The organism is Stenotrophomonas sp. SbOxS2, from assembly GCF_013416715.1.
Taxonomy (GTDB): domain Bacteria; phylum Pseudomonadota; class Gammaproteobacteria; order Xanthomonadales; family Xanthomonadaceae; genus Stenotrophomonas; species Stenotrophomonas lactitubi.
Genome location: NZ_JAAVXD010000003.1, coordinates 568,627 through 581,252 on the forward strand (window position 1 = coordinate 568,627; position 12,626 = coordinate 581,252).

13 protein-coding genes are annotated in these 12,626 nt (G+C 67.0%); 11 read left to right on the forward strand and 2 right to left on the reverse strand.

The annotated features are described in order from the left end of the window. Positions 1-96 precede the first annotated feature (96 nt). Both HFK18_RS07800 and HFK18_RS07805 read left to right on the forward strand, forming a co-directional pair. Positions 97-1,104, forward strand: coding sequence for a methionine ABC transporter ATP-binding protein (locus tag HFK18_RS07800; protein ID WP_089236990.1), 1,008 nt, complete (start codon positions 97-99; stop codon positions 1,102-1,104). Beyond that, positions 1,101-1,790: a methionine ABC transporter permease gene (locus HFK18_RS07805; protein ID WP_100553603.1), complete on the forward strand. Its 690-nt coding sequence runs from the start codon at positions 1,101-1,103 to the stop codon at positions 1,788-1,790. The genes HFK18_RS07800 and HFK18_RS07805 overlap by 4 nt, the downstream gene beginning before the upstream one ends. Positions 1,791-1,827: 37 nt before the next feature. Here HFK18_RS07805 and HFK18_RS07810 read toward each other — a convergent pair whose 3' ends face one another. Then, positions 1,828-2,427: a lipocalin family protein gene (locus tag HFK18_RS07810; RefSeq protein ID WP_180165568.1), complete on the reverse strand. Its 600-nt coding sequence runs from the start codon at positions 2,425-2,427 to the stop codon at positions 1,828-1,830. A 126-nt stretch (positions 2,428-2,553) separates the two neighbouring features. Here HFK18_RS07810 and HFK18_RS07815 point away from each other — a divergent pair, with 126 nt between their 5' ends. Both HFK18_RS07815 and HFK18_RS07820 read left to right on the forward strand, forming a co-directional pair. After that, positions 2,554-2,871: a hypothetical protein gene (locus HFK18_RS07815; protein ID WP_180165570.1), complete on the forward strand. Its 318-nt coding sequence runs from the start codon at positions 2,554-2,556 to the stop codon at positions 2,869-2,871. A 69-nt stretch (positions 2,872-2,940) separates the two neighbouring features. Then, complete coding sequence (locus HFK18_RS07820) at positions 2,941-5,037, forward strand: prolyl oligopeptidase family serine peptidase (protein ID WP_180165572.1); 2,097 nt, start codon at positions 2,941-2,943, stop codon at positions 5,035-5,037. A gap of 73 nt (positions 5,038-5,110) precedes the next feature. On the opposite strand, the gene HFK18_RS07825 is transcribed toward HFK18_RS07820, so the two are convergent. Continuing rightward, positions 5,111-6,304 carry a pyridoxal phosphate-dependent aminotransferase gene (locus HFK18_RS07825; protein ID WP_180165574.1) on the reverse strand — a complete coding sequence of 398 codons (1,194 nt, stop codon included), beginning with the start codon at positions 6,302-6,304 and terminating at the stop codon, positions 5,111-5,113. A 202-nt stretch (positions 6,305-6,506) separates the two neighbouring features. Between HFK18_RS07825 and HFK18_RS07830 the strand changes: the two genes are divergently transcribed. The 7 genes from HFK18_RS07830 to hslV all read left to right on the forward strand — a co-directional run bounded on the left by HFK18_RS07830 (position 6,507) and on the right by hslV (position 12,552). Further along, positions 6,507-8,639, forward strand: coding sequence for a S9 family peptidase (locus tag HFK18_RS07830; RefSeq protein WP_180165576.1), 2,133 nt, complete (start codon positions 6,507-6,509; stop codon positions 8,637-8,639). 56 nt (positions 8,640-8,695) lie between these two features. Then, entirely contained in the window at positions 8,696-9,118 is a 423-nt protein-coding gene (locus HFK18_RS07835; RefSeq protein ID WP_180165578.1) for a YbaN family protein, read from the forward strand. Between the two features lie 129 nt (positions 9,119-9,247). Continuing rightward, complete coding sequence (locus tag HFK18_RS07840) at positions 9,248-9,487, forward strand: lipoprotein (protein WP_100553596.1); 240 nt, start codon at positions 9,248-9,250, stop codon at positions 9,485-9,487. Beyond that, complete coding sequence (dapF, locus tag HFK18_RS07845) at positions 9,480-10,331, forward strand: diaminopimelate epimerase (protein ID WP_180165580.1); 852 nt, start codon at positions 9,480-9,482, stop codon at positions 10,329-10,331. Before HFK18_RS07840 ends, dapF begins: the two co-directional genes overlap by 8 nt. Continuing rightward, positions 10,328-11,002: a DUF484 family protein gene (locus HFK18_RS07850; RefSeq protein WP_025877290.1), complete on the forward strand. Its 675-nt coding sequence runs from the start codon at positions 10,328-10,330 to the stop codon at positions 11,000-11,002. Before dapF ends, HFK18_RS07850 begins: the two co-directional genes overlap by 4 nt. A gap of 16 nt (positions 11,003-11,018) precedes the next feature. Beyond that, positions 11,019-11,915, forward strand: coding sequence for a tyrosine recombinase XerC (gene xerC, locus HFK18_RS07855; RefSeq protein WP_180165582.1), 897 nt, complete (start codon positions 11,019-11,021; stop codon positions 11,913-11,915). An 85-nt stretch (positions 11,916-12,000) separates the two neighbouring features. Then, positions 12,001-12,552, forward strand: a complete 552-nt coding sequence (gene hslV, locus HFK18_RS07860; RefSeq protein WP_025877284.1) for an ATP-dependent protease subunit HslV — start codon at positions 12,001-12,003, stop codon at positions 12,550-12,552. Positions 12,553-12,626: the final 74 nt, after the last annotated feature.

Below are 12,626 nucleotides of genomic sequence, written 5' to 3' on the forward strand. Positions count from 1 at the left end.
AAAGGAATAACATTCTGGCCCATGGCGCGGGCGCGCGAGCGCCGGCGCTGGTAGGCTGCACGCCCCCTTCCATCGACCTCCCGGTGAGCTGATCCCGTGATCGAGTTCCAGCGCCTGCACAAATCCTATGCCGTTGCCGGCCGCGCGGTCAGCGCGCTGCAGCCGCTGGACCTGACCATCGAGGCTGGTGAGGTGTTCGGCATCATCGGCCATTCCGGAGCGGGCAAATCGACGCTGATCCGCATGATCAACCGCCTGGAAGAGCCCAGCGGTGGTCGTCTGCTGATCGCCGGTGAAGACGTAACCGCGCTGGAGCCGGAGGGCCTGCGCGCGCTGCGCCGCCGGATCGGCATGATCTTCCAGCACTTCAACCTGCTGTCCTCGCGCACGGTGGCCGGCAACGTCGCCTTCCCGCTGGAACTGGCCGGAACGCCGAGGGCCGAGATCGATGCGCGCGTGGCCGAACTGCTGCAGACCGTCGGCCTGCAGGCGCATGCGGACAAGTACCCGGCGCAGCTCTCGGGCGGGCAGAAGCAGCGTGTGGGCATCGCCCGGGCACTGGCCACCCGGCCGCAGATCCTGCTGTGCGACGAGGCCACCAGCGCACTGGATCCGCAGACCACCGCTTCGGTGCTGGCGCTGCTGTCGAAGATCAACCGCGAACTGGGCCTGACCATCGTGCTGATCACCCACGAGATGGACGTGATCCGTCGCGTCTGCGACCGCGTGGCTGTGCTCGATGCCGGCCAGCTGGTCGAGACCGGCCCGGTGACCAAGGTGTTCCTGCATCCGCAGCACCCGACCACCCGCCGTTTCGTCAGCGAATCGGAGCAGGTGGACGAGGGCACATTGCACCGCGATTTCGACGCTGTCGGTGGCCGTGTCGTACGCCTGACCTTCCTCGGCGCTGACACCTACGAACCCCTGCTCGGCAGCGTCGCGCGGCAGACCGGGGTCGACTACAACATCCTTTCCGGCCGTATCGACCGGATCAAGGACACCCCGTATGGCCAGCTGATCGTCGCCCTGGTGGGCGGTGACCAGTCCGCCGCGCAGGCCGCGTTCGTGGCTGCCGGCGTGCACGTTGAGGAACTGCGTCGATGATCATCGCCACTGCCGGCGGCTTCTTCCGCCACCTGGATGCAGGCAAGTGGGCCGACATCGGCCAGGCCACCATCGACACTCTGCTGATGCTGGCCGGTTCGCTGCCACTGACCCTGGCCATCGGCCTGCCGCTGGGCGTGCTGCTGTACCTGTTCGGTGCGCCACAGCTGAAGCGCCGGCCGTTCGCCTACGGCGTGCTCGCGCTGGTGGTGAACCTGCTGCGCTCGGTGCCCTTCATCATCCTGATGATCGTGCTGATCCCGGTGACCCTGTTCATGATGGGTACCTCGCTGGGTGTGCGTGGCGCGATCGTGCCGCTGGTCATCGGCGCTGCGCCGTTCTATGCGCGCCTGGTGGAAACCGCGCTGCGTGAAGTGGATCGCGGGGTGATCGAGGCGACCCAGGCCATGGGCGCCACCACCTGGCAGCTGGTCACCCGGGTGCTGTTGCCCGAAGCACGGCCGGGCCTGATTGCCGGTGCGACGGTGACCACCGTGGCCCTGATCGGTTTCACGGCGATGGGCGGTGCGATCGGTTCCGGTGGCCTCGGTGACCTGGCGTTCCGCGATGGCTACCAGCGCTCACATACCGACGTGGCACTGGTCACCGTGGTCCTGCTGCTGGTGCTGGTGCAGCTGCTGCAGATGCTGGGCGACCGCCTGGTCGCGCATTACAGCCGCAGATAACAGAATGCCGGGCGGCGCCCGGCACTACCGCATTCGATCAACGCACGTTCGGCACTTCGTAGCCCAGCTTGCCCACCTGATCGGCGTGCTGCGGCACGCGCTTGAGCTTGTCGGTGTTCACCCCGTACTCGTCGCGCAGGCGTTCGGCCAGGTCCTTGTACAGGGCCTTGTCCATGTCAGGCGTGCGGGCGAAGATCCAGGCCATCTCGCGCCCCGGGTAGCCGATCAGCGCCCAGGAATAATCCGGCGCCACTTCCAGCACCCGCGAATGGGTCGGCACGACCCGGTAGAACCAGGTGCGCCAGCCGTGGTTGCCACTGTCGGGATCGACACTGGCACGCGCGCGGATTTCCTGCAGGGGCTCGCCGAAGCCATCGCGGTAGCGATAGGTGATGGCGACCTTGTGGTCCTCGCGCAGCTCGTACTGGTTGACGCTGGCGACGTGGCCGCGTTCGATGAAGTTCGGCACGCGGCCGATCACGTACCAGGTCCCCATGAAGCGCTGCAGGTCGATCGCCCCGTCTGCAGAGGCTTCCGCGGCGCTGTTGCGGGACGGCGGTGGGGAATTGGCAGCCACTGCCGGACCGCCCAGGGACAGGGCCAGCAACACAGCGCAGAACGGGCGGATCGAGGTCATGCGGGAGCGGGCTCCAGTGGGCTTGCCCGCGCATGGTCACTGTGTGCACGCCATCCGTCAATGGTGTCGCAGCCAGTGAGAAGCCGCGCAGCCAAGCTGGCCCGCATCGACCACCGGAGAATCCGCATGCGCACACGTCCCCGCCACCGCCTTCCAGCTGAACGCGTCAGCGAACGTGCTGATCCCCGCCTGCTGCGGGTGGTGCCGCAGCTCGCCTTGGCCGGGCTGGCCGTGGTGCTGGTGTGGCCAGCCGCGCGCGGCAGCAGTGCCTGGCTGGGTTGGTTGCCGCTGTGGCTGGTCGGCATGCCGTTGGCGGCCTGGTGGGCCCTGCTGCGCTGCCCGTTGCCGACGCGGGCAGCGCTGCGCTGGTTGCGACGCGACACTGGGCAGGCCCGGCGTCGCTCCCAACCACGGACGCGCAAGGCGCACTCCGCCACGGCCTGACCTTCGACACGGGGGCGGCCCCGGTCATCCATGCTAGCGTTCCACGGCTAATGACTGCCTGGAGCTGCAATGTCACGATTCGCTTCCGCCTGCCTGCTGGCCGGCATGATGACCGCTGCCTCGGTGGGTACCGCCGTGGCCGCTGAAGACACCGACCGTTACGCCTGGCTGGAGGACGTCACCGGCGACAAGCCGTTGTCCTGGGTCAAGGAACAGAACGCCAAGTCCGAGGCGCGCCTGGCGCAGACCCCGGCCTTCAAGCAGATGGAGACCAGCATCCGCGAGGTGCTCGACTCGGACGCCAAGATTCCCGGCGTGCAGAAGATCGGCGACTACTACTACAACTTCTGGAAGGACAAGCAGCACGAGCGCGGCCTGTGGCGCCGCACCACCCTGGCCGAGTACCGCAAGGCCTCGCCGACCTGGGAGACCGTGCTCGACCTGGATGCGCTGAACAAGGCCGAGAACGAAAACTGGGTCTGGCACGGCGCCGACTGCCTGCGTCCGGACTACAGCCGTTGCCTGATCGCGCTGTCGCGCGGCGGTGCCGACGCCGATGTCACCCGCGAGTTCGACCTGGCCAGCAAGAGCTGGATCAAGGACGGCTTCTTCCGTCCCGAATCGAAGGGCGGCCTGAGCTGGATCGACCGCGACACCGTGTTCGTCTACACCGACTTCGGCAGCGGTTCGATGACCACCTCCGGTTACCCGCGCGTGGCCAAGCTGTGGAAGCGTGGCACGCCGATGTCCGCGGCCAGCCTGGTCTATGAAGGCAAGCCGGAAGACATGTACATCGCGGCGATGCACGATGACACCCCGGGCTTCGAGCGCAACCTGGTCAGCCGCACGCTGGCCTTCTACAACAACGAGATCTACCTGCGCGGCGACGATGGCAAGCTGACCCGGATCGATGCGCCGAACTCGGCCGAGAAGGGCCTGCACAAGCAGTGGCTGACCCTGGAACTGCGCGATCCGTGGACCGTGGGTGGCAAGACCTACGCCTCCGGCGCACTGCTGGTGACCAAGCTGGATGATTTCCTGGCTGGCAAGCGCGACTTCGAGGTGCTGTTCACCCCGACCGCGACCACCTCGCTGGCCAGTGCCTCGTGGACCAGGAACCACCTGGTGCTGAACGTGCTGGACGACGTCAAGAACCGCCTGTCGGTGCTGACCCCGACCGCCAAGGGCTGGCAGAAGAGCGACTTCGTCGGCGCGCCGGCCTTCGGCACCCTCGGCGTCAGTGCGGTCGACAGCAATGACAGCGATGCAGTGTGGCTGACCGCCACCGACTACCTGACCCCGACCACCCTGGCCATCGCCGACATCGGCAAGGCGCCGGAAGTGCTGAAGACCATGCCGGCGTTCTTCGATGCCGACGGCAAGGTCATCGAACAGCACTTCGCCACCAGCAAGGACGGCACCCGCGTGCCGTACTTCGTGGTGCACGACAAGGCGATGAAGCTCGATGGGTCCAACCCGACCCTGCTGTACGGCTACGGCGGCTTCGAGATCTCGCTGACCCCGTCGTATTCCGGTGGCATGGGCCGCGCCTGGCTGGAGAAGGGCGGCGTGTACGTGGTCGCCAACATCCGTGGCGGTGGCGAGTACGGCCCGCGCTGGCACCAGGCGGCGCTGAAGCAGAACCGTCACAAGGCCTATGAAGACATGGCCGCGGTTGCCCAGGACCTGGTCACCCGCAAGATCACCTCGGCCAAGCACCTGGGCGTGCAGGGCGGCAGCAACGGTGGCCTGCTCACCGGCAACATGCTGACCCAGTACCCGGAGCTGTTCGGTGCGGTGGTGGTGCAGGTTCCGCTGCTGGACATGAAGCGCTACAGCCACCTGCTGGCCGGTGCTTCGTGGATGGCCGAGTACGGCAACCCGGACACCAGCGACTGGGAGTTCATCAAGACCTTCTCGCCGTACCACCTGTTCGACGCGAAGAAGAGCTACCCGCCGGTGCTGTTCACCACCTCCACCCGCGATGACCGCGTGCATCCGGGCCACGCCCGCAAGATGGCCGCGAAGATGATCGATGCCGGCAAGGACGTGACCTACTACGAGAACATCGAAGGCGGTCATGGCGGTGCGGCCAACAACGCGCAGGCCGCGCACATGTCGGCACTGGCCTACAGCTTCCTGTGGGAGCGGTTGGGCGGTAAATGATGAAATGAAAAACGCCGCCCTCGGGCGGCGTTTTTTTTTCATGGGTAGTGCCGGCCGCTGGCCGGCAATGCCGTCAGCGCGACCCGCCCCAGCTTTTCAACCCACGCGCGATACGGTCCACCGCGTCCTGCAACCGCGGCACTTCCTGGGTATAGGCCAGGCGCACGTGCTGGTTCGAGCGATGGAAGCCGAAATCCAGGCCCGGGGTGAATGCCACGTGCTCGGTCTCCAGGAAATGCGCACAGAACGCCTGCGCGTCATCGGTGAACGCACTGACGTCGGCGTACAAGTAGAACGCACCCTGCGGCTCCACTTCGATGCGGAAGTCCAGTTCGCGCAATGCCGGCAGCAGGAAGTCGCGGCGCTGCTGGAAGGCCTGGCGGCGCTGTTCGAAGATCGCCATCGCCTCTTCGCTGAAACAGGCAAGGGCTGCATGCTGGGCGATGCTCGATGCGCTGATGTACAGGTTCTGCGCCAGCTTCTCCAGGTCGGGTACTGCCGCCGGCGGCGCCACCAGCCAACCCAGTCGCCAGCCGGTCATGCCGAAGTATTTGGAGAAGCTGTTCAGCACGAACGCGCTGTCGTCCACCTGCAGCACGCTCGCTGCATCCAGGCCGTAGGTCAGGCCGTGATAGATCTCGTCGACCACCAGGTGGCCGCCGCGCGCATGCAGCGACGCCGACAGTGCCGCCAGTTCATCGGCGGACAGCACGGTGCCGGTGGGATTGGCCGGTGATGCCACCAGCGCGCCGACGCTGTCGCCATTCCAGTGCTGCTGCACCAGCGAAGGGGTCAGCTGGTAGGCCGTTTCGGGGCCTACCGGCACCAGTTGCGCACCGCCTTCCACCAGTCGCAGGAAGTGGCGGTTGCACGGATAGCCGGGATCGGCCAGCAGCCAGTGGCGGCCCGGATCGACCAGCAGGCTGCTGGCCAGCAGCAGCGCGCCGGAGCCGCCCGGCGTGACCAGGATGCGTTCGGGGTCGATATCCAGGCCGTAGTGGCTGCGATAGAAGGCGCTGATCGCCTGGCGCAGGGCAGGCAGGCCGCGTGCGGCGGTGTAGCGGGTGTGGCCGGCGGCCAGCGCCGCCTGGCCGGCCCGCACGACCGGCTCGGCGGTGGTGAAGTCCGGTTCGCCGATCTCCAGATGGATCACATCGTGACCGGCCTGTTCCAGCGCCTGCGCGCGGGCCAGCAGGGACATCACATGGAAGGGAGCGATTTCGTGGCTGCGCCGGCTGTAGCCCGGCGTGTGGGGCAGGGTACTCATGCCCACATGGTACGCCGCCGGTCCAGGTAGTGCCGGCCGCTGGCCGGCAACCGCACGGGGCTGTTTATCCCGAGGTTGCCGGCCAGCGGCCGGCACTACCGGCGCGCACCATGACGATCCGCAGGGTTGCCCGCAGCCCCCCCTGCAACCCAGACTCAGGCGCAAGGACGCCATTGCATTGCCGATCAAGGAGCCTTATTTCATGAAATCCACTCTCTGCCTGTTGCTTGCGAGCCTGATGACCAGCACCGCTACCGCCGCCACCCCGCCCGTTCCGCCGGATGTTGAGAAGCGTCCGCACGTGGTCAAGGCGCCGTTCGGCGCGACCCGCAACGATGACTATTACTGGCTGCGCGACGACAAGCGCGAGGACAAGGCCATGCTGGCCTACCTGCAGGCCGAGAACGCCTACGCCGACCAGCTGCTGGCACCGCTGAAGCCGCTGGAGGATGCGCTTTACGGCGAGATCGTCGGCCGCATCAAGCAGGACGATGCCAGTGTGCCGGCGCGCGAGCGCGGCTACTGGTACTACAGCCGCTACGAAACCGGCCAGGACTATCCCATCCATGCGCGCCGCAAGGCCAGCATGGACGCACCGGAGGAAGTCCTGCTCAACGTCAACACGATGGCTGCCGGCAAGGGCTATTTCAGCGTCGGCTCGATGGAGGTCAGCCAGGACAACCAGCTGCTGGCCTGGGCCGATGATGACGTGGGCCGCCGCCAGTACGTCATCCGCTTCAAGGACCTGCGCACCGGCGCGGTGCTGCCGGACACGATCACCGGCACCTCCGGCGACCTGGTCTGGGCCGATGACAACCGCACCGTGCTGTACGTCGAGAACGATCCGGAAACCCTGCTGACCGTACGGGTGAAGAAGCACGTGCTGGGCACCCCGGCCAGCGCCGACACCGTCGTCTACGAAGAAAAGGACGACAGCTTCTACATGGGCATCGGCCGCACCCGCGACGATCGCTTCATCACCATCGGCGTGCACAGCACCGTGTCCTCCGAAGAGCGCTACGCGCCAGCCAGCGACCCGACCACGTTCACCGTGCTCGCCCCGCGCCAGCGCGACGTGGAGTACGACGCCGACCACTACGATGGCCGCTGGGTGATCCGCACCAACGATGGTGCGAAGAACTTCAAGCTGGTGACCGCACCGACCGACGCCACCTCGCGCGCGCAGTGGAAGGACTGGATCGCCCACGACGATGCGGTGTTCATCGAAGGCTTCGAACTGTTCGATACCTACACCGCCATCGCCGAACGTTCCGAAGGCCTGGAGCGCATCCGCCTGCTGTTCAAGGACGGTCGCAGCGACTACGTGAAGGCTGACGAACCGGCCTATTCGATGGGCCTGGGCGACAACACCGAGGCTGACACCACGTGGCTGCGCTACGTCTACACGTCGATGACCACGCCGACCACGGTGTACGAACTGAACACCACCAACGGCGAGCGTCGCCAGCTGAAGCAGCAGCCGGTGATCGGCTATGACGCCTCGAAGTACGAGACCGACCGGGTGTGGATCACCGCGCGCGACGGGGTGAAGGTGCCGGTGTCGCTGGTCTATCGCAAGGGCTACAAGAAGGATGGCACCGGCGCGCTGTTCCAGTACGCCTACGGCAGCTACGGCATGTCGATGGACCCGTACTTCAACCAGACCGCGGTGAGCCTGCTCGATCGTGGCGTGGTGTATGCCATCGCCCACATCCGTGGCGGCCAGGAAATGGGCCGCGACTGGTACGAGAACGGCAAGCTGCTGCACAAGCAGAATACCTTCAACGACTTCATCGACGTCACCCGTGGCCTGGTGGTACAGGGCTGGGCGGCGAAGGATCGTGTCGCCGCCTCCGGTGGCAGCGCCGGTGGCCTGCTGATGGGCGCCATCGCCAACCAGGCGCCCCAGGACTACCGTGTACTGGTGGCGCAGGTGCCGTTCGTGGACGTGGTCACCACCATGCTCGACCCGACCATCCCGCTGACCACCAACGAGTACGACGAGTGGGGCAACCCCGAGCAGAAGCCGTACTACGAGTACATGCTGTCCTACTCGCCCTATGACAACGTGAAAAAGCAGGCCTATCCGTCGCTGTTCGTGGGTACCGGCCTGTGGGATTCGCAGGTGCAGTACTGGGAGCCGGCCAAGTGGGTGGCCAAGCTGCGTGATGACAACACCGGCCACTTCCCGATCCTGTTCCGCACCAACATGGAAGCCGGCCACGGCGGCAAGTCCGGGCGCTTCCAGCGTTACCGCGAACTGTCCGAGTCGTATGCGTTCGTGCTGCAGCAGCTGGGCATCGAAACGCCGGCTGCCGGCGCTGCGACGGAATGACGCATCGTGGCGGCGGTGATATCGCCGCCGCCACCTGCGCTGGGTATCCTTGCGCGATGAATCTGCCCGAACCGCCCGCCACCCAGGATCTGCCTGCGCCCACCCGGCCGGTGCGGTTCCGCTGGGCGTGGTGGCTGCTGGCCTATGCCAGCCTGGGCACCGGCATCGTCGGCATCTTCGTGCCGGGGCTGCCCACCACCGTATTCATCCTGATCTCGGCCTGGGCCGCCTCGCGCGGCTCCGAGCGCCTGCACGGCTGGCTGCTGCAGCACCCGCGCTTTGGCCCGGCCATCGCCAACTGGCAGGCACATGGTGCGGTCAGCCGCTACGGCAAATGGATGGCCACGATCACCATGGCCGTGTGTGCCGGCATCATGCTGTGGTGTGTGCCGGTGGCCTGGGTGAAGTGGTTCTCCATCGGCAGCATGACCGTGGTGGCGATCTGGCTGTGGACCCGGCCGCTGCCGCCGGCCGATTGATCTCTCCCGCCGGGCATGGCCCGGCGCTACCACGGGTGCCGGATTGCGGTAGCGCCGGGCCATGCCCGGCGGATGCGTGGCGCGGCACCCTGCACCAACCGCTCAGCCGCCAATGGCTATACTCGGGGCATGAACATCCCCCATCGCAATGTCATCCTGATTCCGCTGGCAGCGGCCTCGCTGCTGTTCCTCGCCGCATGCGGCAACAAGGGCCCGCTGGTGCTGCCGCAGAAGCCGGTGCCGGTGGAAGAAACCGTCGAACCGGCCGCTGATGCCGACACCACGCCCGCGGCCACCCAGAGCACCGGTGACGGCAGTCCGTCGGTCACCCCGGACCCGGCCAAGAAGGTGGACGACGGGAATGAGTAAGGCCGGTAGCAATGGCCTGCGCTTCAGCAAGATGCACGGCGCGGGCAACGATTTCGTAGTGATCGACCTGCGCGACGGCACCCCGCCGCCCACCCCGGAACTGGCCGCACGCCTGGCCGACCGCCATACCGGCGTCGGCTGCGATCAGATCCTGACCATCGAGCCGCCGCGCGCCGAAGGCTCGGTCGCCTCGTACCGCATCTGGAACGCCGATGGTTCCAATTCCGAGCAGTGCGGCAACGGCGCGCGCTGCGTCGCGGCCTGGCTGGTGCGCGAGGGCAGTGCGCAGGGCGATCGCTTCGTGATCGACAGCCCGCTGGCCAGCCACGCCGTGGAAGTCCTCGGCGATGGCCAGTACGCGGTGGCGATGGGCGTGCCGCTGTTCGAACCGGCGCAGGTGCCGCTGATCGGCTTCGCCCACCCGCGCGAGGAATACCTGCTGCCACTGCAGGGTGAGACCGTGCGCTTCGCGGCGGTGTCGATGGGCAATCCGCACGCGGTGATCGAGGTGGGCCTGGTCGACGCCGCACCGGTCGAGCGCGTGGGCGGACTGCTGCAGCAGCATGCCTCGTTCCCGAAGTCGGTGAACGTGGGCTTCGCCCAGGTGATGGGCCCGGAACATGTGCGCCTGCGCGTGTTCGAGCGCGGCGTGGGTGAAACCCTGGCCTGCGGCAGTGGCGCCTGCGCGGCTGCGGTGACTCTGATGCATCGCGGCCGCCTGCAGCGCGATGCACGCATCAGCCTGCCCGGTGGCGACCTGCGCATCCAGTGGCCGGGCGATGGCCAGCCGGTGGTGATGGCGGGCCCGACCGCATTCGTCTTCAAAGGGGAGTGGATCGCATGACTGAGACCGTCGACAAGCTCGGTGCCCATGAAGTCGCCGCCTGGTTGCGGCGTCATCCGGGCTTCCTCAAGCAGTTCCCGGACCTGGCGCTGACCCTGGTGGTGCCACGCGATGACGGCCCGACCGCATCGCTGGCCAGCTACCAGCTGGAAGTGCTGCGCGAGAAGAACCGCGAGCTGGCGCGACGGTTGGCCGACCTGGGCGCGACCGCGCAGGTCAACGAGCGGCTGGCGGTGCGCACGCATCAGCTCACCCTGGCCCTGATGAAGCAGGACAACGCCGCCGATACGCTGCGTGCGATGGCGGCATCACTGCAGGAAGACTTCGCCGGCGATCTGGTGCGGCTGGTGGTGCATGCGCCGGTGGCCGGGCTGGAGCAGGCCGAGTGGCTGCAGGTGCTGGCTGCCGATGATGCGCAGCTGGGCCCGTTCCGCGATTGCCTGAAGGATGGCGAGCCGATCTGTGGCCGCCTGCACAGCGACAAGAACGCGGTGCTGTACGGCGCGCGCAGCGAGGAAGTGCAGACCACCGCGCTGCTGCCGTTGCCGGGCGTTGGCCTGATCGCGGTGGGCAGCCATGATCCGAACCGTTTCTATCCCGGCATGGGCACGCTGTTCCTGCGGATGATGGGCGAGGCGCTGGTGACCGGGCTCAAGCGCTTCGCGGATTGAGCGGGAAACGACGACGATGAGCGCGGTGCAGGCGTTCCTGCAGCACCTGCAGGTGGAGCGGCGGATGTCGGCGCATACGCTCGATGCCTACCGCCGCGACCTGGACGCATTGTCGGTGTGGGCCGAACCCCGCGGCGTGGCCGTGGAGGCGCTGGATATCGACGCGGTGCGCCAGTTCGTTGCCGACGAACACCGCCGTGGCCTGTCGGCCAAGAGCCTGCAGCGCCGGTTGTCGGCCTGCCGCAGCTTCTACGCCTGGCTGCTCAAGCATGGCCGTATCGAGGCCAGCCCCGCAGCGACGCTGAAGGCACCGCGCGCACCGAGACGATTGCCGCAGGTACTCGACGCCGACGAAGCCGTGCAGCTGGTTGAACTGGAACCGGAAGGCGAGTTGGGTCGTCGTGACCGCGCGCTGCTGGAACTGTTCTATTCCTCCGGCCTGCGCTTGAGCGAAGTCTGCGCGCTTACCTGGCGCGACCTGGATTTCGCCAGTGGCCTGGTCAACGTGATGGGCAAGGGCAACCGGCAACGTCGCGTTCCCTTCGGAAAGCCGGCACGCGAGGCGCTGTTGACCTGGCGCAGCGAAAGCGGCGGTGGTGCCGCCGCACCGGTTTTTCCCGGCCGCAACGGGCCGATCAGCCAGCGCGCGGTGCAGATCCGCATCCGCCAGCTGGCGCAGCGCCAAGGCCTGTTCAAGCACGTTCACCCGCACATGCTGCGGCACAGTTTCGCCAGCCACATCCTGGAATCCTCCGGCGACCTGCGCGGTGTGCAGGAACTGCTCGGCCATGCCGACATTGCCACCACGCAGATCTACACGCACCTGGATTTCCAGCACCTGGCCAAGGTCTACGATGCGGCGCACCCGCGCGCGAAGCGCCGCAGTGACACCGGCAGCGGCGAACAAAGCTGAACGCTGCCCCTGCGGCAGCCGGTCGCGGGTGGCTTGAAGGGCGCAGGGCAGTCCCCACCTCTGGTTCTGTCACCCCGGAGGCATCATGGACCCCAGTCAGAATCCCACCGTTTTCCACGCCACCACCATCGTCTGCGTTCGTCGCGGCGAGCACGTGGCCATTGCCGGCGACGGCCAGGTCACCCTCGGCCACACGGTGATGAAGGGCAACGCACGCAAGGTCCGCCGCCTCGGCCGCGATGGGCAGGTGCTGGCCGGCTTCGCCGGTGCCGCCGCCGATGCCTTCACCCTGTTCGAGCTGTTCGAAGCCAAGCTGGAAAAACACGGCCAGCTGCAGCGCGCTGCGGTGGAGCTGGCCAAGGATTGGCGCACCGAGCGTCGCCTCGGCAAGCTTGAAGCCCTGCTGGCCGTGGCCGACAAGGAAACCTCGCTGATCATCAGCGGCACCGGCGACGTGATCGAGCCGGAGGACGGCATCATCGCCATCGGCTCCGGTGGTTCCTATGCACTGTCCGCTGCACGTGCGCTGATGGCGCACACCGAACTGGACGCACGCACCATCGCCAGTGAAGCGATCAACATCGCCGGCGACATCTGCATCTACACCAACCGCAACGTGGTGGTCGAGGAGCTGTGACGGGGAACCGTCACAGGCATTCCCGATCCGCCGGGCATGGCCCGGCGCTACCGACAACGAATTCGTGAGCACAC